Origin of the sequence: Pseudoalteromonas sp. H71, assembly GCF_001468485.1 — a bacterium.
Classification (GTDB): domain Bacteria; phylum Pseudomonadota; class Gammaproteobacteria; order Enterobacterales; family Alteromonadaceae; genus Pseudoalteromonas.
This window is the reverse complement of the sequence record NZ_LODI01000035.1, coordinates 93,665-118,883: the sequence shown is the minus strand read 5'-3', so window position 1 is coordinate 118,883 and position 25,219 is coordinate 93,665. Positions and strand designations below refer to the sequence as shown.

General features: G+C 37.6%; 17 protein-coding genes and 1 pseudogene. 3 read left to right on the top strand and 15 right to left on the bottom strand.

Going from position 1 to position 25,219, the window contains the following annotated elements:
- Positions 1–23: 23 nt before the first annotated feature.
- Positions 24–998 (bottom strand): DUF1852 domain-containing protein, encoded by a 975-nt coding sequence (locus tag ATS71_RS13920; protein WP_058405364.1) that lies wholly within the window; start codon positions 996–998, stop codon positions 24–26.
- A 511-nt stretch (positions 999–1,509) separates the two neighbouring features.
- Positions 1,510–2,403 (bottom strand): transcriptional activator NhaR, encoded by an 894-nt coding sequence (gene nhaR, locus ATS71_RS13915; protein ID WP_058405363.1) that lies wholly within the window; start codon positions 2,401–2,403, stop codon positions 1,510–1,512.
- A 109-nt stretch (positions 2,404–2,512) separates the two neighbouring features.
- Here nhaR and ATS71_RS13910 point away from each other — a divergent pair, with 109 nt between their 5' ends.
- Both ATS71_RS13910 and ATS71_RS13905 read left to right on the top strand, forming a co-directional pair.
- Positions 2,513–2,824: a hypothetical protein gene (locus ATS71_RS13910; RefSeq protein ID WP_058405362.1), complete on the top strand. Its 312-nt coding sequence runs from the start codon at positions 2,513–2,515 to the stop codon at positions 2,822–2,824.
- A 405-nt stretch (positions 2,825–3,229) separates the two neighbouring features.
- Positions 3,230–3,517, top strand: a complete 288-nt coding sequence (locus ATS71_RS13905; protein WP_058405361.1) for a helix-turn-helix domain-containing protein — start codon at positions 3,230–3,232, stop codon at positions 3,515–3,517.
- A gap of 75 nt (positions 3,518–3,592) precedes the next feature.
- Here the strand turns inward: ATS71_RS13905 and ATS71_RS13900 are convergent, their stop codons facing one another.
- The 6 genes from ATS71_RS13900 to ATS71_RS13875 form a co-directional block, all read right to left on the bottom strand.
- A complete protein-coding gene (locus tag ATS71_RS13900) occupies positions 3,593–4,669 on the bottom strand; it encodes a hypothetical protein (protein ID WP_058405360.1) in 1,077 nt (358 codons plus the stop codon).
- An 8-nt stretch (positions 4,670–4,677) separates the two neighbouring features.
- Positions 4,678–6,258 carry an AAA family ATPase gene (locus ATS71_RS13895; protein WP_058405359.1) on the bottom strand — a complete coding sequence of 527 codons (1,581 nt, stop codon included), beginning with the start codon at positions 6,256–6,258 and terminating at the stop codon, positions 4,678–4,680.
- Between the two features lie 318 nt (positions 6,259–6,576).
- Positions 6,577–8,910, bottom strand: a complete 2,334-nt coding sequence (locus ATS71_RS13890; RefSeq protein ID WP_058405358.1) for a S9 family peptidase — start codon at positions 8,908–8,910, stop codon at positions 6,577–6,579.
- A gap of 212 nt (positions 8,911–9,122) precedes the next feature.
- Entirely contained in the window at positions 9,123–9,701 is a 579-nt protein-coding gene (locus ATS71_RS13885; RefSeq protein WP_058405357.1) for a DJ-1/PfpI family protein, read from the bottom strand.
- A 112-nt stretch (positions 9,702–9,813) separates the two neighbouring features.
- On the bottom strand, positions 9,814–13,014 hold the full coding sequence (locus tag ATS71_RS13880) for a glycoside hydrolase family 2 TIM barrel-domain containing protein (protein ID WP_082653631.1): 3,201 nt from the start codon (positions 13,012–13,014) through the stop codon (positions 9,814–9,816).
- A 111-nt stretch (positions 13,015–13,125) separates the two neighbouring features.
- Positions 13,126–14,370: an NADH:flavin oxidoreductase/NADH oxidase family protein gene (locus ATS71_RS13875; protein ID WP_058405356.1), complete on the bottom strand. Its 1,245-nt coding sequence runs from the start codon at positions 14,368–14,370 to the stop codon at positions 13,126–13,128.
- Between the two features lie 287 nt (positions 14,371–14,657).
- Here ATS71_RS13875 and ATS71_RS13870 point away from each other — a divergent pair, with 287 nt between their 5' ends.
- Complete coding sequence (locus ATS71_RS13870) at positions 14,658–15,062, top strand: MerR family transcriptional regulator (protein ID WP_058405355.1); 405 nt, start codon at positions 14,658–14,660, stop codon at positions 15,060–15,062.
- A 3-nt stretch (positions 15,063–15,065) separates the two neighbouring features.
- Here ATS71_RS13870 and ATS71_RS13865 read toward each other — a convergent pair whose 3' ends face one another.
- The 7 genes and pseudogenes from ATS71_RS13865 to ATS71_RS13835 form a co-directional block, all read right to left on the bottom strand.
- Entirely contained in the window at positions 15,066–15,467 is a 402-nt protein-coding gene (locus ATS71_RS13865; RefSeq protein ID WP_058405354.1) for a hypothetical protein, read from the bottom strand.
- A gap of 55 nt (positions 15,468–15,522) precedes the next feature.
- Positions 15,523–15,975 carry a GNAT family N-acetyltransferase gene (locus ATS71_RS13860; RefSeq protein ID WP_058405438.1) on the bottom strand — a complete coding sequence of 151 codons (453 nt, stop codon included), beginning with the start codon at positions 15,973–15,975 and terminating at the stop codon, positions 15,523–15,525.
- A 52-nt stretch (positions 15,976–16,027) separates the two neighbouring features.
- Complete coding sequence (locus ATS71_RS13855; protein ID WP_058405353.1) at positions 16,028–16,609, bottom strand: hypothetical protein; 582 nt, start codon at positions 16,607–16,609, stop codon at positions 16,028–16,030.
- A gap of 133 nt (positions 16,610–16,742) precedes the next feature.
- On the bottom strand, positions 16,743–18,209 hold the full coding sequence (rmuC, locus tag ATS71_RS13850) for a DNA recombination protein RmuC (protein WP_058405352.1): 1,467 nt from the start codon (positions 18,207–18,209) through the stop codon (positions 16,743–16,745).
- Positions 18,210–19,081: 872 nt separating this feature from the next.
- Positions 19,082–22,228, bottom strand: coding sequence for a DEAD/DEAH box helicase (locus ATS71_RS13845; protein ID WP_058405351.1), 3,147 nt, complete (start codon positions 22,226–22,228; stop codon positions 19,082–19,084).
- 425 nt (positions 22,229–22,653) lie between these two features.
- A complete protein-coding gene (locus ATS71_RS13840) occupies positions 22,654–23,616 on the bottom strand; it encodes a hypothetical protein (RefSeq protein WP_058405350.1) in 963 nt (320 codons plus the stop codon).
- A gap of 63 nt (positions 23,617–23,679) precedes the next feature.
- Positions 23,680–24,866 (bottom strand): annotated as a pseudogene (locus ATS71_RS13835) (AAA family ATPase); the annotation flags it as partial.
- Positions 24,867–25,219 lie beyond the last annotated feature (353 nt).

Here is a 25,219-nt window from a genome sequence, read left to right as displayed (position 1 = left end):
CTGCCTTTAATTTTGTTGTGTGATTAAGCGATACTTGCTGAGAACTGCTGCAGCACTGACTGATAAGGCTTAATAAAGTGCTGCTCGGTAAATTTACCTTGCTCAACCGCTAATTGACCTCGCTCTGCGCGGTCATACACAATTTGCGTTAATGAATGGTCGTCATTTTTTAAATTAGGTTTATAACGGCTACCTGCGGCGGCGTTGGCGTTATAAATTTCTGGACGATAAATTTTTTGAAACGTTTCCATGGTGCTAATGGTGCTAATTAGTTCAAGGTTGCTGTAGTCGTTAAGTAGATCACCAAAAAAGTAAAACGCTAACGGTGCAACGCTGTTTGGTGGCATAAAGTAGCGCACTTGTAAGCCCATTTTTTTAAAATATTGCTCAGTTAACGACGGCTCATTAGGCTGATACTCTACGCCTAAAATGGGGTGTAAGTTTTCGGTTTGCTGATAGGTTTTGTTATCAGACACGCTTAAACAAATAACTGGCGGCTTTTTAAAGTGCTGTTTATAGGTATTTGAGTTTACAAAGCATTTAAACAACTTGCCGTGTAAGTCACCAAAGTTATCGGGGATACTAAATTGCGGTTTGCTTTTGTTATGCTCAAGCAATAACACGCTAAAGTCGTAGTCGCGCACATACGATGAAAAGTTATTACCCACCATGCCTTCAATTCGCTCGTTGGTTTGGCTGTCAATAATATTAGTTTTTAATACCTCAATTGACGGAAATGCCTGACCACTGCATGCAATGTCTAAATCAACCGAAATGATCTTGAGCTCAACCTCGTAACGATCCCCTTGTGGGTTATCCCAACTGGCCAGTGCATTAAAGCGGTTGTTGATCATTTTTAGGGTATTACGCAGGTTTTGTTGGCGACTTTCACCCCTTGCTAAATTAGCGAAGTTGGTCGTAATACGTGTGTTATTTGATGGATGGTAGTTTTCATCCAAGTTAGTGCTTTTAATCGTAAATGTAAGCTCAGTGCTCATAGCCGTATCCTTTCAATTTCAGTTGTTACTGCTTTTATTAACTGGCTGTAAACCGATATAACGGTTAAGCAGTCGTGCTGCTTTGCAGAGTTAATAAATTTATACGCGGTATGTAGCATGAAGAAAAACGGGTTTATTTCAGGTAAAACATGAGCGAGATTCACGCTTAAGTGAATTAACTAAATTAACAGCTCTGATTGATAAGTGATAAGAGGTAAAACACCTTTTAGCCATCTAGATTTCTATTTAAAATAACAAGCCATGCAGTTTATTCATATAAAGCCTGAATAATATTCAATACTTTTAGAACGAGCTTATGGTTGGTGCTGGCAGGCTTGCCATGCAATAAAAAACAATTAATTCAATAATTTAATCATCACATGACCCGCGGTGAAAGTTTAATATAAAGCTAAACGACGAAGTTTTTACTTTGTTATAAATACCATTTTGTATTTAAAAATAGAGCTCTTAATTAAGCCAACTAATATGTACATGACGAATAGCGATAAGCTTACGTTGTTTGAGCGTGCTTTATAAATTCATCATAAATACTGTCTTTAATGAGCCTATCGGGTGTAAAGGCATAATAATGCTGATAAACATTATTAATTGTACCAATGTAATTAACGTCGTAATGGCGCTCTACTTCGGCTCTTACTAAAATTGGCGCGGGGAATATACCAAACCCTTGCTCGCCAAGCGATTTCATTAATGCGCTGTCGTCAACATGGCCTGCTATTGTCATTTCAATCTGGTGTTCTTGTAGCCAATAATAAATAGCACGTGCGACGGGGCTTTCTTTTGCGGGGAGCACTAAAGGCTTGTTGTTTAAAGACTGCGGAAACTGCTTATGTAATTGCGAATGCCATGTTTCGTTACCAAAAAGAGCGATTTGGCTTTTACCTATTTCATGGCAAAACGCCTTAAATGGCAAAGTAGTATCGAGTGGTTTATCGGCTAACACTAAGTCGAGCTTATGAATCGCCATTTGTGCCAGCAGTTCATCTTGTTGGCCATCAATACAGTGTAAGTTGGTTATACGCTCGTTATTTATTAAAGGCGCTAGCCACTTCGACACCAGTGATTTGGGTAACACATCTGAAATACCCACTTTTAATGTTCGTGAGTATTGCGTGGTATCACCTTGCGTGGTTTCTAGCCATTCGTGAGCAATAGCAAACATATCATTGGTGTATTGCTGGGTTACATGGCCAAACTCCGTTAACTGGAGGCCTCGCCCTTGGCGAACAAACAGTGGTTTTCCTAATCGTTGCTCTAAGTTAGTAATTTGCGAGCTGACCGTTTGCGGCGTTAAATTAAGTATTTTGCTCGCCGCTGCAATACTGCCGTGCTTACTAACCTGCCAAAAATAATATAAGTGATTGTAGTTGATGTTGGTAATCATTCGAAAATACCTGTTTTAAAATAAGAAATAATCAGCTTTTTCCTTTGTCACTAAGTTAGTAGATTACAGTCATGCCTGCAACATAGTTACTATTAAAAGGTGTCATTGCATGAAGCTAAAACTTACAGTTAAAAACAAGATAATTAACGCAAGTGAAAAGATGTCGCTTTTGAAGTTGATAAAAAGCCAATTGGCAAAACATACTTTAAATATTCGTAAAGTAGAGATTCAAATAAATGATCTTTCGAGTGAACGTCACGGCACTTTGCAGCAATGCAAAATTAATATTCTTTTACCTGGGCTACCCAGTATTAATGTAAATACAAAGGGAAGAAGTATGCTGCAAGCGATAAAGCGGGCACTTAAAAATTTACAACACATTCTCGTTAATAAGTATCAACCTTCGCAACCAAGCAGTTAATATCGCACTTGTAGTAGCAAGGATGCTACTTTTTTAATGCCTCTTAAATACCAAGCCATCTTTAGTAATAAACGATTCAATTATTGCCTATTGAGCCTTTAGCGCATTGCTATTGAGCAAAGCCGCCTTTCCCTTGTCCAGTTTCGTTACACTCTACCCAAACTACGCTTTGTAAACCTCCGCACCATTTTGATTAAAAAGAGAATGAAATTTTCAATTACCTAAATTCATAGTTATTGTGAATTTATTAGGTTCATTCCTATTAATTTACTAATTCACAAAATACTGTGGATTTATCCTTTACTGAGTTAACTTTCGCTATAATTCACAAAATATTGTGAATTATTAGCTTTTTTGTACTTTTTTAACTATTATTCACAAAACACTGTGAATTTTGGATTGGTAATGGAAGTCACGATAAAGTCAGCAAAACAATTAGGTAAATTGGCAAGTATGGTGAGGAAAAGCCAAAAGCTTGACCAAAAAACTGCGGGGGATTTCTCCGGTATTAGTATCAATACGGTGAGTGACTTTGAAAATGGCACAGGCTCGTTATCAATTGGCCGCGCGTTCGATTTAATGGAAGCTTTAGGTTTAGAGGTAAAAATAGATGTGGTGATACCTCAACATGATGAAAAGGCTAAAAATAAATTACTAATGCAAATTCAGAACATGGTGGATGGTTATAGATAAGCCCATCGTCTAAATGGGCTTTGCACTAATATTTCTATTTAGTATTACAAGTCTAGTTACAACTCAATACCTTAATTAGCAGACTAACTTAGTTGGAGCAATTACAAACGGAACCATTTTATTACATAAATAAAATAATTCTTCTTTATAGTACTCTTCAACAGCTGAAATTTTAAATTCGGTAGTTTTTAACTTTTCAACTATTGTTTTCAACAAATCAGAACCAAAGCCATCTAAAACTACACATTGGCACTTTTTAGCTGATGAGCAATTGCAATTACAATCATGACCTGTACTGATAAGTACTTCATTCCAAAAAGCTTTAGTAGATAAGCAGGTATCTTTACATGCAATATACTTTCTTAATCCTTTTTTAAAATCTATATACTTTATAGGGTTATGTCCTGCTATGTTACTTTTACGGAACTCGTTATACGAATTTATTTTTAATTTTTGGTGTTTACTACTAAAAACTTCATGCATTAAATCAAATGGAATTAGGTTTTCTATTTCTCTTGAGTCTGTAAAAACTGCTTTAGTTAAGTTATGTAATGGTAAAGCTTTAACAGCTAATGCTGTTTCGCCAAAGTTACATGCAGGGTGTTTTTTATCCGAGTCAACGATACAAAATGCTAACCCCTCATTATTTTCTTGGTGTGTTTTTATCACTTGATCAATTGTTGAACCACCACCTAGTTTTTCATTTGCTGAAACTTGAACACCTCTTATCTTTAATTCCTCTTTAAGGTAGCTATCTGTCATGTATTTAAAAAATTTTACATCATTGATATTTTCAGCGATAACCGTCGGAAGGCAATCATTGAAATCACCTAGATATACATGAGGAAAGCTGTTCAATGCTAACTCCTCATTTTCTTTAGTATCTAATGATGTCAATACAACTCTGAAATCTAATTGTTTTAACCAATTACTCCATTGTGTTTGATCTTTTATGAGCATTTTAATATTGCTTAGGTCGTGCGGACTCCACTGAAATTTTAGTAACTTTTCTAAAAAGGAAACTTTCGCTAGTATAAATGTACCTCCTTTTCTTCTAAGCCTAAATAAAGAGGATAATTGATCAAAATCATTTTCTGTTAATTCTTTTTTATCCAACTTTAATTCAATGGAATTGTGAATTTCTAAAATCATCCTTGGTATTACTCCGTGTCAAAAAAGCCCCAAGGCCAATCCAATAGACATCCATCATCATCATAAGTTGAAATCTTAACAGCTGTTTCTTCATCAGGTTTTTTCTTATCAAAAACAATTATTGATGTATCCCCTTTGCTAAGTTTATTTTTTGAAATTGCTCTTCCTATACAGTTAACTATAGTTTCACTATGAGTTTCAATCATAATTTTTAGGTCTATATTATCTTTTTTACAAAGTTCAATAGCTCGAATAAATACGTTTATAAGCTTTGACTGAATCCTAGGATGTAAATGAAGTTCAGGTTGTTCAATAATAAGCATTTTAAAGTTAACTTCATTACTGTACCTGTTTCTTTGGTGTGATTTTATGTACGTGGTAAACCAAAGCTGTGTAATAATAGGTAGGATTTGAGAGAAGCCAAATCCCATGTCAGTTACATTATAATCTGTATCGGAATCTTTGTAATGAAGATATAAACTTAGGTGACCTGTAGAAGAGCGCGCATCTAAGAAAAAGCCGAAATTATTTGTCATCCATTCTTGAAAATTCTTTTTTTGGGTTTCAGACAAGTTATCTATAAACATAGGCAAATTACTTCCTTGATGATCAACTTGATCTACGCTTAAATTTTGAGTCCTATAATATCTTTCTGCATTGGCCCTCAGTGGTGCGATATAATTCGTTGACTCAAACAACTCGCAGAAACGCTGATTAAACACAAATAGTGAAGTAGGAATATGTATAGCAATTACTAGTGACATTAATTCCGAAAGTTGATTCTCTTCGTTTTTTATATTTACTATTTTCTTTTTCCATGTGACTGCATTTGAAGAGTTAATCAATTCCTTGTAAAAATTTTCAGTAGAAGAAACATCACACCTAACTACTTGTTGTAATATGTCAGATATATTCGTCCCTTTTCTAGTAAATGGGGTGATTCTTTTTGATATTTCTTGGTAGATACTTTCATTAATAAACACATATGGAGCTCTAAATCTATAAGCAATACGTGAATCAAGCCCATTTTTCTTAAACCTGAGTATAGGCAATAAGTTAGCTCTTCCACTAAAAGCATCCATTTCTGTTTCTTGAAAATACTCTGAGAAATCATGACCATTAACAGCAAAATGCTCAATTTTATTTTTTTCGATGTCAAAATTAATTGAACATTGGTTTTGAAAATAATCCAAGTCTAGCTCAGATACTTTTTCATTACCTTTTTTATCTTTTTTAAGGTTGAAATTTAAGTAATACTTCCCAAGAAGTGATTTTTCAAGAAAATCTCTAAGAATACTATGGTGAGCGTTCTTAAATGATGACAGATCAAAACCAAAGCCAAACTTTATTTTTCCATCAGTCGAATATTTTGAAAGAGCATGCTCATAGTCTCCAAAATCTACATATGAACCGAACCACAAAATTGAACCTCTTGTACTTGACGCTAAGCTTTGTTTAATTAAGGGAAAGGTCCTAAGAAAAGTACTTTTACCTGCACTATTTTCTCCGAGAAGTATCGTAAGGGGCTTAAGTTCTACAACCCCTGTATCTTTTAAGCTTTTCAAGCCTTGAATTCGTATACTGTCCATAGTGCTAATCCATTTTAAGCGTAGATGTGATAGTAGTATTAACTTCGAAAGTAACAGTAAAGTTAACATTTGTCATCTAAAACAATTGGTTGAAAAGCGACTTTAAACCTTAATATATGGCTATTGGCGTATTTCTTTTAAGTGGGGAGAGCTTTCAGCTAATTCGTAGTATTAACCAATTAGCTTGTTAGCATATATTTTTTGGTTTCGCAGCTTTTAACCAAAGCTAAACCTTTGTAAACCCCCATTACACTTTGATTAAAAAAGCCGCACTCTAATAATTAGAGTGCGGCTTTAGTATTTTATTTTTTAAAGCGATTACTTATTTAGTAAGTGCTTTTCAAAAAAGTCAGCCATCATAGTATGGTAATGCAAGGTGGTGCCTTTGCCTTCACGTAAGCTATGTGAGCGGTTAGGGTATGAGAAAAACTCAAACTGCTTGTTGTGCTTTACAAGCTCGTCAATTAAGCGCTCTGAGCCTTGATAATGCACGTTATCATCGCCTGTGCCGTGAATAAGCAATAGCTTACCGGTTAGGTTTTTAGCAAAGGTAATCGGCGAAGTGTTATCGTAACTCTCAGGATCGGTGTTTGGGTTGCCGGCATAACGCTCTTGGTAAATGGTGTCGTATAAACGTATATCTGGCACCGGTGCTGAGGCAATGCCTACTTTAAATTTATCACCATGGCGGAACAATAAGTTAAGGGTTGAACTACCGCCCCCTGAATGCCCCCATACGCCAACACGGTCAGTGTCTATTACATCCCAGCGTTTAGCCATGGCATCTAGGGCGTCTACTTGGTCTTGTACGGTAATTGAGCCGATTTTTTTATAAATCGATTTGCGCCAATCGCGGCCTTTTGGTGTACGTGTACCTCGGTTATCAACCGATGCCACAATAAAGCCTTTTTGCGTTAGCAGTGATTTATACAAGTAACTGTTACCTTCCCAGCGGTCTTGCACTGTTGAGCCCCATGGTTCGCCGTATACGTAAAACACAATTGGGTGTTTTTTACTTTTATCCATGTTCTCAGGGAACATAATGTAGCCGTCAAGCTCGGTGCCATCTTGCGCGTTTACTTTAAAAAACTCATGCTTTGGTAAGCTTTGCTCAGCCAGTTTTTGTTTAAGCTCGTTGTTTTCAACTAAAGTTTTTACATTACTGTGATCGCTCACTTTAATGATCTCTTTAGTCGGTGGCATACCAAACTTTGAGTAAGTGTGCATAGCCCACGAGGCATCTTTTGACATGTAGTAGCTGTTTGAACCTTCAAACTCAGCAGGTGTTACCCGTACCGGTTTGCTGCTGCCATCAAGCGGTGTGCTGTATAAATAACGCTGACCAGGATCGTTTGGCGAGGCAATAAAATACATTACGTTTTTATCTTCATTAATGGTAAGCATATCAATAATGTCGTAATCGCCTGGGGTTAGGTCGATAATAGTTTTGCCATCGCGCGATACACGATAAAGATGACGCCAACCGTCGCGTTCGCTATGCCAAATAAAAAACTCACCGTCTTTTGACCAGTTGGCTTTATAAAACCATTCGATAAACGCATCGTCTTTGTCTTCTAAAATTTTGGCCAGTTGCTGCTTTTGCCAATCAAACAACCACACTTTGTTATGGCTTTGTGGACGGTTTAAATCTTGAATCATTAATTCATTACCGGTGCCCGCCCAGCTAATACGCGGAATATAACGGTCGCGGTTATCGCCTTCAAGCTCAGCCCAACGGGTTTGTTTATCAGCAAGGCTTACCACACCAACACGCACGGCAGAGTTGGTTTCACCGGCCTTAGGATACGGGAATTCTTTAAGGGTAGGGTACAGTTCATCGGTGTTGTTGATCATAGTGAAAAATTTAACGTCACTGGTATCAAGCTGCCAATAGGCGATTGATTTGTTGTCGGGGCTCCAACGAAAACCATCGGCAATGGTGAATTCTTCTTCGTATACCCAATCAAAATTACCGTTAACTAGGGTGGCGCTGCCATCGGTTGTAAGCGCGGTTACATCGTTACTACCAACTGCTTGCATATAAATATTGTTATCGCGTACATAAGCCACTTTAGAGCTATCTGGTGAGAACTTAGCAAACATTAACGTAGTTGGCTCAACGTCTTTACCACCTAATTGCTGTAACTGGTTAGTCTCAAGGTTGAGTAACCAAAAATCCCCGCGGCTGCGTGAGCGCCAAACTTGCTCGCTGTTGGTAAATACCATCAGCCATTTACCGTCTTTTGACCATTGGTAGCTTTCGATTGCCAATGGCTCGTCTGCGCCCTCTGGTAGTAGCTTTTCAAACTCAACCAGTACTTTACGGCCTGTCCCGTCAGCATTGTAAAATACAATGTCGTTACCTTTTACGCCGTGCTCTTTTTCATCATCGGCGTTGCTGTCGTCTGCTTCTTCTTTTTCGCTTTCGCGCTCTTCAAGCACAGTGTAGCCGGTGCCATCATCTAGCCACTTAAAGTAAGTGCTACGCTGGGTTTTAAATTCTTTATCTTTATAAATTTGCGCGAGTGAAAGTGACGTGTCTATTTCAGCAGAGGCCAAGGTAGATGGAGTATTTTGAGTCATAGAACAGCCAGATAAAGACAGCCCCGCTAATATAGAAAAAGCAAGTGCCGAGGTTTTAAGTAATGTCATGTGAATCCCTAAAGTGATATTTACTTACTGCTATTATTTTATGAGTTTTGCAATAAGTTGATTTAGCAATACATACTTGTATTAACCAACCTTAATTTAGCAAACTTTTTTGCTTTATATCAGTATGCTTATCGCATAATAGGTACATTTAAGCCGTATTGTTTTTGCTAATCAGTAAACTTCTTTTTTTACAATAGGTCGCTAGAGGGTGATTAAATACTTTTGTGCCAGGTGTACTGCATTTGTTTTGCTGTTAGCTCTGCAAGTTCAGGGCTTATATGCTCAGCCACTAAATGTAAGCTCATATCGATACCTGCAGAAATACCCGCTGAGGTTATAAACTTATCATGCTTTACCCAGCGCTTATTACTCATTACATTGAGTAAAGGGAACAAAGCGGCTAGCTCGTTTATGTCTTCCCAGTGAGTTGTTACATTTTTACCATTTAATAGCTCTGCCTTTGCTAATAAAAATGCGCCTGTACAAACCGATGCTACTACCGGAGCTGACTGGGCTGTGCGCTTTATCCAATCAATAACAGCGGCTTTAGTGAGCTCATTATTGTGAACACCGCCAACCACTAAAAGTAAATCAATGGCAGGATGATCAGCAAAACTGTAATGGGGATTTACACTAAAACCACCTCGCGCATTTACAGGCTGATTATGTTGCGCGACTAAAAATATATTCCACTCGTTTTTAGCTGAACGTTGAGCAGTACTAAATACTTCAAATGGGCCTGAAAAGTCGAGTACTTCAGCATCATCATATATATAAATACCTATGTTCATTTAGCGTTCCTTCTATTTCAAACGTTTAAATTAGCATGTTTTACATAAAAAAAGCCCACTATTTAAGGGGAAAAAGCGGGCTTAGGGTAGTCATTTAAAGCTTTATGTATAGCTATTTTTTAGCGTTTAACTTAACAGCTTCAATTTTATAGCTGTATTTGTAGTCTAACCATGGGAGCTCATATTCGTACAAGGGTTTACTACCCCACGAATCCGTTCCACCTACACCACGCTGCTTGTAATCTATATTTACAAAAATGTACGGGGCTTTGGTTAAATCTGATGGGTGCATATTGCGCCGATTAACTTGTTCAGTACTCTTATCGTAGTCGTGCATATCGAAGAAAGATGCATTAAAGCCAATTAAGGGATCGCCAGAAAACTTAACTCCATAGCCTTTATCATTATAAAACGTAACGTACCGTACATCCGTTTTGTGACCGTTTTCTTGCGGGCGAACATACGGTACACGTAAAGAGTCAACGTCAGACTGATATAAGCCAACAAAAGCCGATGACTTACGATCGTCATAGTTTTCGTGAGGCCCTCGACCATACCACTGTACGTTTTTAAAGTTCTCGTTCACAACAAACTGCATACCTAATCTGGGTAAGGCTGAGTACGAATTATGAGGCGCAGCATAAAAGTAAACATCTACATCAACTACGCCATTGCCATTTATTGTGTAAGTTGTGAAGTACCGACTTTCAACGTTATTTAATGTGTGCTCTGTTTCGACTTTGTATTGTGTTGAGGATACTTTTTTACTACTAAAACTAGTCAGTGTTGTATTTGATCCCGCGTGTTGCCACACAGCAAACGAGTCACCATATCCCTTTTGTGGTAAATCATTATCGGTAGGCGCACGCCAAAAGTTAGGCTGCACAGGTTGGTCTACACTATTGGCTAGTAATGGCTTTCTAAAGACATTAATTTCATTCAATAAGCCTGTTTTTTTGTTAAACGTAAATTGAGCGTTTTTAGTAGAAAAAGCTAAAGAATTTTCAGAATCCTTTACTTTTAACGAGGCTGATTTTGTATTATTAGTCAGTGCAAAGCCTGTTAATGCTAGTTGTTCTGATGCAACTACATGACCCGTTGGCAATGTATTTTTAGCGTTTTTGAGAACGGCTTGTACATTTAAAAAATATTCAATGCCTGCTCCTAGTTTTGTTTTAATTGGCAAACTAACACGCTGAGATGTTTGTGGTTTGGCATTAATACCGAGGTTAGCACCTTGCTCGACTTCAACACCGTTGGCCATTAGCTGCCATGACAAAGTAAAGTCAGACAGGTCGGCAAAAAACTGTTTGTTAATTACGTTTATTTCGTAAGGAGCTTTGCTCGTTAACTCAAAGTCGATGTTTTGCTGTACCTGTTTAACTTCCCACAAATAAGGGTAAGGCGTTCTGTCGGCGTAAACTAACCCATTTGCAGCAAAGCTTTTTGCGCTTACCGCAAATGGTGGCTCTAAGTCGCCACCATATGCCCAAAAAAGCTCACCTTTACTGTTTTTCATGGCAAATGTTTGATCGACCCAATCCCAAATAAAACCACCTTGTAACTGTGAGTATTTTTCAAAGGCCTGCCAATATTCTTCAAGGTTACCTAGCGAATTACCCATTGAGTGTTCGTATTCAATTAAGATCATGGGCCTTGATACGTCATGCTTCGTTTTCGCATAGCGAACAGCCGAATGAATTGGCGCATACATTTGGCCGTATACGTCGGTGTGACGTCTTAACTGTGCTTGTTCAGATACGACTGGAAATCCTGGGGCTTGACGCTTTAGCCAGTCGTACGACGCCTCTAAATTAATACCATCGCCCGATTCATTACCCAGTGAGCGCATAACAACCGATGGGTTATTTTTAGAACGGTGATACATGTTTGAAATGCGATCTATGTATGCATTTTGCCAGCTAAGCTTATTTACCAAGTGTGCCGAGGGGTCGTACTTACCTTGGTTTGCAGCTCCCATTCCATGTGACTCAATGTTAGCTTCATCCATAACGTATAAGCCATATTTGTCTGCAAGGTGATAAATGTACGGATCTTGCGGGTAATGAGCCATACGTACTGCATTAATGTTAAAGGCTTTCATTAATGCTACGTCTTTTTCCATAGACTCTTTAGAAACGACGTGCCCTGTTACAGGGTCGTGCTCGTGCCTATTTACACCTTTAAATAAAACCGGTTTGCCGTTAACTAAAATATTGCCATTTTTTAGCTCACTGCTTCTAAAGCCTATTGATTTTCCGATCCACTCAACCACCTGTTCATTACTATTGCGTAAGCCTATTTTTAATTTATAAAGATTAGGAACTTCAGCACTCCAAGGCAGTACATTATTGACTTTAAACACTGCTTTAACTTGCGTACTTTGTTGCTCTTTTATTTTAGGAACTGACAACGTTTTAGTACTCATTATCTTATCGTTTGCGTCTAGCAGTGAAACGAGCAAGTCAAAGTTAGCGTGGGTTTGCTTAGTGTGGTTTTGTACTGTTGTGGTTAGCGTTAGCTCGCCGTTTGTGTAATTATCTATCAAAGTGGTATTGGCTTCAAAATCACTTATACGCACTTTTGGCGCAGCATATAAATATACATCGCGCTCAATGCCACTCATACGCCACATATCTTGGCATTCAAAGTAAGACCCTGTTGAATAACGGTAAACTTGTAGTGCTAGGGTATTTTCGCCTTTAGAAACGTATGGCGTAATATCAAATTCAGCGGCAGTTTTAGAGTCTTCTGAATAACCAACTTGCTGACCATTTACATAAATATAAAACGCCGACTTTACCGCCCCAAAATTAATAAGGATTTGTTTGTTATTCCAGCTTTCGTCAATGTTAATTATTTTTCGGTATGAGCCAACAGGATTATAGTAACGCGGTAGCTCAATTTGCTCAGTATTAGGTATTAAACAGTAGTGAGAGTGATAAAAAGGAGAACCGTAACCATTTAGCTCCCAATTGGCAGGGACAGCTATTTCATCCCAGCTTGCGTCATTGTAGGTTACTTTTTCAAATCCATCTGGTTTTCTACTAGGAGAGTCAACCCAGTTAAACTTCCACTGCCCATTTAGTAATTTATAGTTATCTAGCTGCCAAGGCTCCATTGTAAATGCGTTTTGCTCGGTTGCTGTAGGGTAATAGAACGCGCGGGGTGGGAGTTTATTGACTCTAAATATACTTGGATCTTGCCATGCCTGCGCTGCTTGCTGTTCTGTTGCAAGGCCTGGCAAGCTAATTATTAATAAATGAAGTCCCCAAAAGCATAGAAGCTTTTTTAGATAACCTTTAAGCCGCATTCTGTTTTCCTTTCATTGTTTTTTATCATATAAATATGCTAATTAAACTTTAGCGTATTTCTAACAATTAATAAACTTAATTAATAGAGACAACAACGGCGGTTATGAGGACTATTTTTCAATAAAACGTTTTTTATAGCGCTTTGTTAATTTTATGGCTCTAATTTGGTCGCCAATTAAAGTAAATACCGCTGATGCATTTATTTTTGCAGGTTTGCCTTGACCCATGCGGCGAATTTGCCTTTTTACTAATGCCATAGTGGCTAGGCCTGCTAGGGTTTTGTCTTTTAGAGTAACAACAGGTAGTGATGCAATAAAATTTGGCTTTGTTTGCCAAATTTTGGCCAGAGAAGGGTAATATGCACATGCAGTTGCCATCCCTACAAGCGCCACTCCTGAACTAACAACCGTACATGCTACACCTAAGCGGCTTATACCACCCGTAGTCATAATAGGAGTACTGGATTGCTCGCTAATTGTTTTGGCAAATTCTAAAAAGTACGCTTCACGAGCGAGTGTGCGTTCATCGGCCGTTTTACCTTGCATAGCTGGTGCCTCGTAACTGCCGCCCGAAAGCTCAACAAAATCTATATTTAATTTACTTAACAGGGTTACTACAGCTTGGGCGTCGCTAGGTTCAAACCCACCGCGTTGAAAGTCAGCTGAGTTTAGTTTAACCGATACCGAAAAGTTACTTGCGCAACTAGCCTTAATTTTTTGAGTTATTTCGGTTAATAAACGCGCACGATTTTCAAGACTGCCGCCGTATTTATCATCACGCTTATTGGTTAAAGGCGATAAAAACTGAGCTAATAAGTACCCATGAGCCGCATGTATCTGCACACCATCGAACCCTGCCTTTTGTGCTTGCAATGCCGTATTTGTAAAGCGCTCAACAACATCATTAATTTCGTTGTGTGTCATTGCTTTTGGTTGGCCAAATAGATGAGAGTGTTTTCCCATGTTTAGTGGCACGTTAGAGGCTGACAGCACTTTCCCACCCATTTTTTTAAATACTTGGCGGCCTGGGTGGTTAATTTGCATAATAACTTTACATTCATTTTGCTTTGATAATCGCGCAAGCTCAGCAAACGATGTAATATCAGTGTGCTGCTCAAGCGCCAGGCCACCTGGGCCTGTCATAGCTAAGTGATCAACCATAACGTTACCGGTGATCACTAAACCAACCCCGCCTTGTGCCCATGCGCTGTAACAATTTTTAAGTACTTGCGATGGTGTAAGATCGGCTTCAGCTAGGTTTTCTTCCATGGCCGCTTTTACTAGCCTATTTTTTAAAACTAAACCGCTAGGTAAAGTAATAGGTGAAAAGACGACACCTTGTTGATTTTCTGGCATGTTACAAACCAATTAAATTGACATTATCGCCACTATAACTTTAAAGTTAGCTTTAAGGTCAAGGCAGTATTTATAAATTAATTAACCTGAACTATGGTTAAGAGACTTACTAATATATTGCATAAAGGTGATATTAAAATTGATTTTTTCTAGCCAGAGATTTTCAATGAAAACAAGGCGAATTTACGCATCAATAGCTGGCCTATTGCAAGTAAATTCAACGCAGTTAGCGTTGAAAATAGCTGCTAGAGGTTTATTATCCAGAGTTCAGGTTAAATAGGACCACGATGAAAATAAGTGAACTTGCAAAACTCGTTGGCGTTGCCCCTAGTACAATTCGTTATTACGAAAGTAAAGGTTTGTTACCGAAAAGCAGCCGCAATAGTAATGGCTACAGGCAATACGAACATTCAAGCATTGAGCAAATAAAAATGATTAAGTTTGCACAAAGTTTAGGGTTTTCGTTAGAGGAAATACCGACGTTAAAAACACCAGAAAATAACCTAGACCACACGGTTGTTATTGAGCGCTTGCAGCAAAAGCAAAACGAAGCGAATGCACTGATAACTCAGCTGCAAAAAAAATCGCAGCGCATTGGTAGCCTAATTACGCAATTAAATTCAAGCTGGTCAAATGGACAATGTTTAACACAGAAACAAATGAGTGATTTATTGAATGAGGGCCAGTTTTAACGGTTAGCCGTTTTTATTATTAGGTAGGAATACCCAAGCAAAAAACATCATAAACACAAAGTCGTTTATACCGTAAATACTGTAAAAAATACCTGCGAATAAATCTTTATCATATACATTACTTAGGTTGTTGTTTGCTAACCATAATAACCAAGTCACAACATAAACCAGTTTTTCAATAACAAACGCGCCGGCAAGCCACTTTATATTTGAGGTAATAAAAGCGCTAGCTAAATACGCTAAGCCCCATATAACGATCATTAACAAGCCAAAGTTAGACATAACAACAGGGTCTAGTTCATTTATTATGGGATTTGTAAAAAATCGAGAGAAAAGTAAAACACCGCCTATATTCATGCCTGCAGCCATAATAAAACCAAATTTAATTAGCTTATTTTTTTTCATGTTTTCTGCCTATCCGGTTTGTTAATTAAAGTAGATAACTCAATCATGTACTTTGTTAGTTAAGTTCAAGTAGCATCGCCGTTTTTAAAATACCATGTGCCGGCAACCATTGTTTATATTCAGAAAAGCCATGTTTTTTATATAAATTAATTGCTGGCGTATTTGCGACAGCAGTTTCTACTACCGCTTTGTTATACGTATTCGATTTAAGCGCATGAGCAATTAACTTACCCGCTATTCCTTTTTTAAAGTAGCTTGGATGCACAGTTAAACTTTCGATACTTAAGCACTTATTTTTTACTTTAATTTCTATAACTCCAGCTAGGGTACTTTCACAAAAAAAACCATAAAATAATGCGTTGCTGCGCACAATATCGTGCTGCATTCTGCTAAGAGGTGGAAAATGTGAAGCCTTTATTAAAAGGGCCTCTACTTTATAAGCACTCTGCAAAACGTTATAAATTTTCTCGGCTACAGAAGGAACTGCATTTTTTAGTTGTAAGACCATTTTAATGTCACTTATGTTTTTAGATATTGCAGCTATTTGAAAAAATGAATTATTAATTGGTATATTCAATTAGCTCTTCAACGTATAAATACCCTTTTTGGCGTTGAGTTAACTTAATGAATGTTTTTAACTTAGGTGCATATAAGTGAATATCTTGTGTGTCGGCTGAGTAGCCTCTTGAGTTAATAATTTTACCTGTGTACTCAATGGTATAAGCTTTATATGTGCCAGCTTCTACTGTTTCATCTTTATATGAGATAACTTTAGCGTTTTGAATTGTTGAGCCCTTAGTGCCATCTTCGCTTTCCCAGTGCTCTTCAAACACCCATGTTTTACCCACATATAACGGCCAATAATAACGCGCCGTTGTGCTGTTATTAGGCTTTGTTAATACCCTTAAAGAGGTAATTCCTTTACCCGTTAACATACCTAGAGTGCCACTTTTGCTGACTATTTGCTTAGTGTCCGTGCCCTGTGCACGTATTTCATTGCTAGGTGTTACCCCTTTATATTTCCATACCCACTTTTCACCTTCACTATAGTCAGCTTGAATTGGTTGATACGTTTTTTCATTTGAGGCGTTTGTAAAAAAGCTTGATAAGCTTAAAGCAAAAATAATAAATTTAGCGTTCATTTACGTTATTCCTTTTTATTGCGTTTTACTTTTGTGTTTAAGCCTAGTAATTGAGGGTATTGCTCGATTAAAGCAAAGTTTGATAAATAGCGCTTACAGTTTATAAACGCTATCATCAAGCAAACCAATAGGGCTAGTCTAACTCTAGCTGTGCTCGCTCTACACTCTCGTTAGGCAACTCTTTTTGAACAGATACACCAAGCTCTTTAAATTCAGCGGCTTGTTTAATTAAGTTACCTTTGCCTCGGTAAAGCTGTGAAAAAGCCTTGTCGTAGCTTTCTTTTGCTCGGTCTAGCTGTTTACCAACCCCTTCCATACTCAGTAAAAAGCCGTTTAATTTGTTGTAAAAACGTTCGGCACGGTTTGCAAGCTCTTTTGAATATTTGGTTTGCTCTTCAAAACGCCAAAGCTGTTTTACAATATTTAAACTGGTTAACAGCGTTGTAGGTGTGGCAACCAGTATATTTTTTTCTATCGCTTGTTGGTAAATATCGCTTTGATATTTAAGCGCTTCTACAAACGCAGACTCTATTGGTACAAACATAATAACAACTTCTGGCGAGTTGAGCCCTGGCAAACGGTCGTATGATTTACTTGCTAGCTCGTTAATACGGGCTGTAACTGCATTTACATGCTCTTTAATAGCTTGATTAGCATCCAGTTCATTTTCAGCATTTACATAACGGGTGTAGGCATTAAGAGATGTTTTTGCGTCAATCACTAAATGACGACCTTGTGGTAAGTACACAACAACATCGGGGCGTAAACGGCCGTCTTCGGTATTAAACGACACTTCACGCTTGTAATCAGTACCAGCGCGCAGGCCTGCGCTATCGAGTACGTTTTCAAGCATTAGCTCTCCCCAGTTACCTTGGGTTTTCTTTTGCCCTTGCAGCGCATTGCTTAGTTTATCAGCTTGCTCGGTGATGGATTGGCTTTTGGCTTGTAAGTGTAAAAGCTCTGTTTTTAACTGAGCTCGTTGTTTTAAATCTTCAACATGAATCGACTCCATTTTATCTCTAAAGCCTTTTAACTCGCCTTGAACAGGTTTTAACAGTTGTTCAATACTTTCTTGGTTGGTCACTTTAAAGCTTTGGGTTTTTTCATCGAGTATTTTATTGGCTAAGTTTTCAAACTCTTTTTTAAGTACGTTTTTACTTTGCTCTATTTGCGCTAGCTGCTCAGTAAAGTTTTGCTGCTTTTGCTCTAGCGTGGTTCGCATATTATTGAGCTCTATGTCTCGATTATTATATTGCGCACGTAGCTGAGTTAATTCGGTTTCGGCTTTTTGCCAAAACTGATTATATTGCATGCTTTGTTTTTCTTGCTCACTGCAACGCGTTTTAAAATGCTGCGCCTCGTCACGCTGTTCTTGATGGCTATGTTCAAGCAGCTCGTGTTCATCTTGTAAGGCGCTAAACTGCTCTGCTTTGTTATCGAACTGACTTTGTAATAAAGAAAGTTGCTGTTGCTGCTCGTTAATTGTTTTTTTTAATTTTTTGCGAGGCAAAACGGCAATAACACTATAAAGCACAATACCTGCAGTAAACCCTGCTGCAGTGCTTACCCAATCAATTTGGGTGAGTATTTGAGTAATCATAAAATAAACTTATAAAATTTATGGACATGCCATCATAACGAATAAGTTTGAACAGAAGTAGGGGGGTAGTAAATAACAGCCATAAAAAAAGCCAGTTCAAAGTGAACTGGCTCAACCATTACTAAATAAGTAACACAACAGGGGGAATCAACATGAAAACTTGTATTAACTGCAATTAATCAACAAGCATAATAGTAGACGCCGCTATTTGAATTAAGTTCATTAAAAGATCAAATTATTCTAAATAAACTGATCTTTGGCTCATAAACCATTAAATGCTAAAAATTAGCTATAAAAAAAGCCAGTTCAAAGTGAACTGGCTTAATCATTACTAAATAAGTAACTAAATGGGGGAAATCAACATGAAAACTTGTATTAACTGCAATTAATCAACAAGCATAATAGTAGACGCTCTGTTTTGAATTAAGTTCATAAAAAGATCGAATTAATTTAAATAATACCAATCCGTTTAATTAAGTGATCTATTTTGAGGATAGGTAAACGTGTTGATAGCTTGGCAAAAAATTCGTTATTTAGTTGTTCTCGGCAATTACTCCTGCATTGCTCTACCTTCTGCACCCATGCCGTCGTAAATGATAATTTTTTAACGTAGATAGCGACACTTTTGGCCCCACAAAATGATTAAGCATTATTGCGGATTGGTATAACTTCAGCCTCGGCTTATGGGCAGCTAAAAAGAAGCATAAAAAAAGCCAGTTCAAAATGAACTGGCTTAATCATTACTAAAAGTTAGTAACTAAATAGGGAATCAACATGAAAACTTGTGTTAACTGCAATTAATCAACAAGCATAATAGTAGACGCCCTAGATTTGAATAAGTTCAAAAAAGATCGCACTAATTTTAAAATAAATTAACTTTTTATAAGTGACAACATTTGTTGCTCATCAAACTGTGTAAAACTCATTGATTTATCAGTAAATAGGGCATCAACAAGTGCTTGTTTGTCCTCTTGCATTTTAAAAACTTTTTGTTCAATTGAATGACTCATGATCAACTTATAAACAAAAACAGGATTTGTTTGCCCAATACGGTAGGCTCGATCGGTGGCTTGCTTTTCTACCGCAGGGTTCCACCATGGATCGAAATGAATAACGGTATCTGCTTGTGTTAAATTAAGCCCAGTACCACCTGCTTTTAAGCTAATTAAAAATACAGACGTTTTACCACTGGTAAACTCATCAATGACTTTATCGCGATGGCGAGTTTGGCCTGTTAATAAACTAAAGTTAATGTTTAGCTCATTTAATTGTTTAGCAATTAAATCTAACGCGGACGTAAATTGGCTAAATATAATTACTTTACGCCCTAGGCTTAACATTAAAGGGAGGTGAGTAGACAACCATTCTAATTTTGCAGAGCCTGCTTGTGTATCGGGCTCAATAAGCTTTGGATGGCAACAAATTTGCCTAAGCTTTAGTAAAGCCTCTAAAAAGGCAAGTTTACTTTTTTGAACGCCTTGCTCAGCAAATAGATCAATTAGCTTTTCTTCAAGTGCACGTGTTATTCCTTGATACATTTCTTTTTGTTTAGGCTCAAACTCAAATTCTTTAGTAATTTCTGTTTTTTGCGGTAGTTCTTGCGCAACTTGTGCTTTAGTTCGACGCATAATAAACGGCATTATGAGTGCTTTTAATTGCTCGGCACGTTCCATATCGGCTTCGCGTTCAATAGGCGTTTGAAAATGTTGTTTAAAATGAGCCTGAGAGCCTAATAAAGAGGGCATAGCAAAGTCGAGTAAAGACTTAAGCTCAAGCAAGTTGTTTTCAATTGGGGTACCGCTTAAGCACAATTTAAAATCAGCATTAAGCCTTTTTACTAATCGTGATACCTGAGCAGTATCGTTTTTAATATATTGCGCTTCATCAAGAATTATATTTTCAAAATAAAGCGGCGAATAATAAGCTATGTCGCGCTTTAATAAAGGGTAAGTTGTAAGTATACATTGTGCTTGTGCTAGGTGCTTTAATGGCTCGTTGCGATTAGCGCCAAATATGGTTATTACCTTAAGACCTTTAGTAAATTTTATTATTTCGTTTTGCCAGTTACTCACTAAGCTAGTTGGACACACAATGAGTGTAGGGCCCGCTTGTGGACGATTATACGTACTTGTTAAAAACGCAATGACTTGCAGTGTTTTACCCAACCCCATATCGTCAGCTAAAATGCCACCAAGTTTATGACGTTTTAAACAACTTAGCCAATCAACACCTTGCTGTTGATACTCTCTAAGTTCAACCGACTCATTTAAGCCATGCAGCGGTACACTCGGCATAGCTTTACCGGTATTGTTAAGCTCCTCAAGATAGCGCTCGAGTGAATCGTCGTGAAGCTCAACGTTGATTGCAGTATGTTTTACAAGTTCTGGCAAGTACGAAAGCGGTATATTAAATTCATCACGCGTTTTTACAAATTCAAAACGTTGCTTAAAATCAGTCAGCAAATTTATAGCTGACTTATTAATAACACCAAACTGTCGGCCAACAGGGTAGTAATGAAACAACTGACTTTGTCGATTTAACGATTGATAAAGTGGATCTTCGTCACTAAAAAGGTGCGAAAGCTTACTATTGTTAATGAGCACTTTACAGTGCATTTGATGCCCTGCAGCTCTATTAGCAATAAGTGATACTTCACTTTGTGGATTGGCGATATCCATCTTACCAATAGTGACTTTCCAACCATGCTCTTTAAAGCCCGGAAATACCTCATAGGTTAACCAATGAAGATGAATAGCCGATTGCTTGTTGAAAGTAAACTCACTTTGTAAACCCCCTTTACAAAACTCGAAACCTAAATTAACAAGCTCATTGGTTACTGTGTTTTCAAACGCGCTGTTAATTAAATTATTTGGCGCTTTACCTGCTGGGTAATTTTTATTTTTATACCTAAACGATAAAGACAGCCTTAAACCAGCATCTCCCATAGATACTTTAATTACTGCGTTACTCGCTGTTTGCGGTAAAACAGATTGCGTATTGGTAGGGTGGGGGATAACTCCCGCACCAAAGTTATCGGCAAGCTGCTTATAAATACGATCAAAATTAGCGCTGTGTATTGCAGGCATGGTTTGTAAATGCGCTATTTCATCGCCACTCAACGGTGTACGTATGCGGCCAACTTTTAGATGGTCAAGGTCTAGATATGTGGGCGGTGTGGTTTTGAGCACCGCCCAATTTTTACTTTGTTCTAAGTTAACAACTAATTTTGTAAGCTCTTTTTCTTGTTGCCAATTAAAACTAAGTGATTGGCCACTTTGCGGTTTAATTGCAACACGAGAGCGATGTAAAAATAAGCGCTCGGTAGCAATTAACTGCTGTAACGCACTAAATCCCCATTGACCTTTTAGCTCGAGGCTACCGACTGCATTTTGTGAGCGAATCCAGCTGTAAAGCCTAAAGTCACTTTCAAGTAAATCATTTGGCGTTATAAAGCTATTTAATTGCTGGTCAGTTAGGTTTCGCCCTAACGTATAATTTTGGTTTTTATCGTAATTAGCAATTTTGGGAGATATAAATACTTTATTATTTTCAACACTTAATATAAAAAGTAACACTTGGGATGGTGTTGTTAATTCGGTACTTTTAAGTGTACTTAATTCACTGAACCAATCATTTATAAAGTAGTCTTCGCCATACTCACCAGAGTGCTCTATTTTGAGCTTTAGTAAAATGGCTGCGAGGTGTAGGCACTTTGTTTTGATATTACAGGTGCAATGGGTATCAACAGAATAACCCGTTGGTAATTTACTGATCTCAACTCGCTGGTTATACGAAGCACCGGTATCACTTTGAACAGTTGAGTCTACCACCGAAAAATCACTGTTATGTTCTAACCAAGTAATTTTACCATTTTTATAATATTCTTTTCCTTTTGCCAACACGTTTGGCTTAAACAGTTTATTTATAAAGCGTTCGGAAAGAGGAAACTGGGTAGCCTGCTCATTTTTAATTTCTTCAAAAATAGCGAGTAAATCATTTTTTGATAGGTTAGCAGACATGTCACTCAAAGGATTAATTTTTAAAAATAATTTTCCCAGTATATGCCTTATAAGCGCTGAGCTAAAGCACTATTCACAGTAATGTAAACTGGTTGGAGCTGATAGCTTGGTAAAAATTCGGTTTGTGGTACTTAATAGCCCAATAATAAAAAAATAAACAACAACCCACAAATAACGTACAAAATATAAACACCTTTTACACAGCATGGGGGCTTTACAGATCATAATTTTACTAAGGGATAAACGGATAACTCACAGAATGGTGCTGAAGTAGCAAATAGTTAGTAAAAAAATGATCTCAGTGACGCTATTTAGGTAAAGTAGCTAAATAAACGTTATTTTAGATCAAATTTTTACTAACTGAGCAGGCTGATAGATCATGATTTTACTAACTTATAGGACCTAGCAGATCATTTTTTTACTAACTAATTAAATGCACTAAGTAACTTAGTTAACTGCTCTAAACGCTTGTCTGTCATAACTTTATTGTTAATTTTAATCGATACATCGCCACTTTTTAAGTTTCGCTGCAACATTACATACTCGTTTTCGAGTACAGCTTCTTTTTTTGAAGCCGCTTGAGGTTCTGTAGTCAATAACTTAGTGATAGCCATAGCACGCTTGTCGTCACTTGTAATGGCGTTTACTTCAGTATTGCTAGCTACGTCAGCTATTAGTCGGTTAAAGCTCTCTGCGTTACGCTCCTTGGCAGTAATAAGCTTTTTAGCGACTTCTCGACCAACGTAATTAGCAGTTGGGTACAAAGCAATGACAGAAGACGGTATTTGCTCATACGCTTTTATTGCGTCTGCAATTGCGGTGTGAGATACACCTTCAATCGCAGCAATTTCGCGGTACGATCCTTTTTTACCTTGTTCGAGCAGCTCGTTTTTAGTTTGTTGGTAAGCTTGGCCTAATTCCCACAGGCTTGGTGCTATGTATTGATCAGACGATACAGCTAAAATTTTAGCGTCTTGCTCTGTGAAATCGCTTGAACTTAAAACAAGATAATCTGCATTACCTAAAATACACGCCATTCGACGGCGCGAACCAGCAAGTACCAAACTTGAATCATCTTGCTCCCAAAGCAGAGCAGGATGCTGGTTTCGTCCATCCTCACGAATAGCAGGAAGGATATCCGAGACCGATTTTTCATTTAATAACGACTGGACACGACGGTTTTTACCATAAACATTAGTCGTTTTTTGAATATCAGCATGCGAAATTACTTTACAAACAAGGGTAATTTGACGCGAAGAGTCACTCGGTGCAGGCATTTTAATAACATCGCCAGCATTCGCTTGCTCTAAAAGCGCATCAAGGCTGCTATTCCCTACAGCCGTTGCAAACGGGTCTAAGCGGGTGTCGTTTTTACGTTTTTTAGCCATTGTTATTTAACATCCTTACTTAGGGGTATTTAGTTTTGATTGGGTAGATTGCCAGTTAGATCNAGCATTTCAAGTTCATCAACAACATCTTTAATATTTTCTTGAGCACGCATAAGTGATTCGCGGCTTGCTAAACTGTCTGACGCCTTTTGATCAAATATGGTGTTGAAAGAAGAAGAACTAGCCGTAATTGCAGAGCTATGGTTAATTGGATAACTCATGACTTGACGACCAAAAGCGCTTCGTACATCTTTAACAATGTCACGCTGTGAGTGGTTACCTTTAACGTAGTTAGTTACTAGAAACTGCATAAAATCCCAACCTTCATGGCCAAGAGCAGCAACAGTATGATAAATCTCACCTAAACGTTTTAAATATTTGTTATTAGCATCAAAATCGACAGCTTCTGGGTGAACAGGAATTAACATTGCTGTTGATGCCATTAATGCATTGTAAAACATAAAGTTAAGAGTAGGTGCTGTGTCTATTAGTAATATATCGAATTCGTCTTTTACAGGCTCAATGACCTTTTCGAGTAATTTATGATAATGACGAGTCTCTTCATAATTTGAGGTGTCTTTGAGTAAAGTTGCAGTTTCGTGTTCAAAGTAAAAATCATCCATACCAGAAGGTAGAACGCGAATGTTTGGTATATGCGTTGGTAAAAATGAACTTGAAACGAATTCAGGCCACGTTTCACCATCATCTAAATCAATACAATCGCGCATTAAGTCGCCGACAGTAATGGGATCATGCTCACTCGATGGGAAAAAGCTAGACGAAGAGCCCTGAGGATCGAGATCTATAATACCAATGCGGTAACGCTTAATATTTGTAGTGGCTAATGCCGCTGCAATATTAACCATACTTGTTGTTTTTCCGCATCCTCCTTTAAGCGAATTAATAACAATAACCTGTAGTTTATCGCTATTAGCTCGGTGATCAGGCTTTATATCCATTATATCTGCCATTGCAAATATATTAACCAAGGTGTAAGCATAATGGCCGTTAGCACCACGTTTGATGTTCAAATCGTCAAAGTCACCATTGTCATGACGACGTTTTAATGTACGATTGTTACATCCTAATAAATCAGCGGCTGCTTTTTGGGTGTATGTTCTTAATTCTTTTTCTTCTGATTTAAGATGAGCGCGATAATGTTGAATACGTCCTTCTAGTGACTTTTCAGCAACTTCAGCTGTTGCTTTCAAAAGTCGATAGGTATCTAGCGCATTATTATTAATTGACATACTTTCCTTCCTCAAAGTTAGGCAATTAGTATAATGTCCATTCAAATACCTGTAAACAACTATTTATGGCGACATGTGTTTTAAAAAGAAGACATCATATAATAATTTTACACCTTTAATATTGCTTAGTATAAATAAAGAAGTATAAAGGTGGTTAAATATATAAGGTAGTAAAGGCTAAGGACGGAAAATAAGCGTGTAAATACATGATAAATATAAATAAATGTTAAAAAAGTAGATCAGTATTATACGTGGTTAAGATCTATGCTAACTGACAATGCTCTTATCCACAGGCTGGTATATTAAATACAAAATTTGTCGTGCTTTGCCCGCTAAATTTAGCATACTAGTGG

What these genes read in the sequence shown, in the direction of transcription:
- ATS71_RS13920 (WP_058405364.1), bottom strand. Translation starts at nt 998, where the DNA reads ATGAGCACTGAGCTTACATTTACGATTAAAAGCACTAACTTGGATGAA.
- nhaR (WP_058405363.1), bottom strand. Translation starts at nt 2,403, where the DNA reads ATGATTACCAACATCAACTACAATCACTTATATTATTTTTGGCAGGTT.
- ATS71_RS13910 (WP_058405362.1), top strand. Translation starts at nt 2,513, where the DNA reads ATGAAGCTAAAACTTACAGTTAAAAACAAGATAATTAACGCAAGTGAA.
- ATS71_RS13905 (WP_058405361.1), top strand. Translation starts at nt 3,230, where the DNA reads ATGGAAGTCACGATAAAGTCAGCAAAACAATTAGGTAAATTGGCAAGT.
- ATS71_RS13900 (WP_058405360.1), bottom strand. Translation starts at nt 4,669, where the DNA reads ATGATTTTAGAAATTCACAATTCCATTGAATTAAAGTTGGATAAAAAA.
- ATS71_RS13895 (WP_058405359.1), bottom strand. Translation starts at nt 6,258, where the DNA reads ATGGACAGTATACGAATTCAAGGCTTGAAAAGCTTAAAAGATACAGGG.
- ATS71_RS13890 (WP_058405358.1), bottom strand. Translation starts at nt 8,910, where the DNA reads ATGACATTACTTAAAACCTCGGCACTTGCTTTTTCTATATTAGCGGGG.
- ATS71_RS13885 (WP_058405357.1), bottom strand. Translation starts at nt 9,701, where the DNA reads ATGAACATAGGTATTTATATATATGATGATGCTGAAGTACTCGACTTT.
- ATS71_RS13880 (WP_082653631.1), bottom strand. Translation starts at nt 13,014, where the DNA reads ATGCGGCTTAAAGGTTATCTAAAAAAGCTTCTATGCTTTTGGGGACTT.
- ATS71_RS13875 (WP_058405356.1), bottom strand. Translation starts at nt 14,370, where the DNA reads ATGCCAGAAAATCAACAAGGTGTCGTCTTTTCACCTATTACTTTACCT.
- ATS71_RS13870 (WP_058405355.1), top strand. Translation starts at nt 14,658, where the DNA reads ATGAAAATAAGTGAACTTGCAAAACTCGTTGGCGTTGCCCCTAGTACA.
- ATS71_RS13865 (WP_058405354.1), bottom strand. Translation starts at nt 15,467, where the DNA reads ATGAAAAAAAATAAGCTAATTAAATTTGGTTTTATTATGGCTGCAGGC.
- ATS71_RS13860 (WP_058405438.1), bottom strand. Translation starts at nt 15,975, where the DNA reads ATGGTCTTACAACTAAAAAATGCAGTTCCTTCTGTAGCCGAGAAAATT.
- ATS71_RS13855 (WP_058405353.1), bottom strand. Translation starts at nt 16,609, where the DNA reads ATGAACGCTAAATTTATTATTTTTGCTTTAAGCTTATCAAGCTTTTTT.
- rmuC (WP_058405352.1), bottom strand. Translation starts at nt 18,209, where the DNA reads ATGATTACTCAAATACTCACCCAAATTGATTGGGTAAGCACTGCAGCA.
- ATS71_RS13845 (WP_058405351.1), bottom strand. Translation starts at nt 22,228, where the DNA reads ATGTCTGCTAACCTATCAAAAAATGATTTACTCGCTATTTTTGAAGAA.
- ATS71_RS13840 (WP_058405350.1), bottom strand. Translation starts at nt 23,616, where the DNA reads ATGGCTAAAAAACGTAAAAACGACACCCGCTTAGACCCGTTTGCAACG.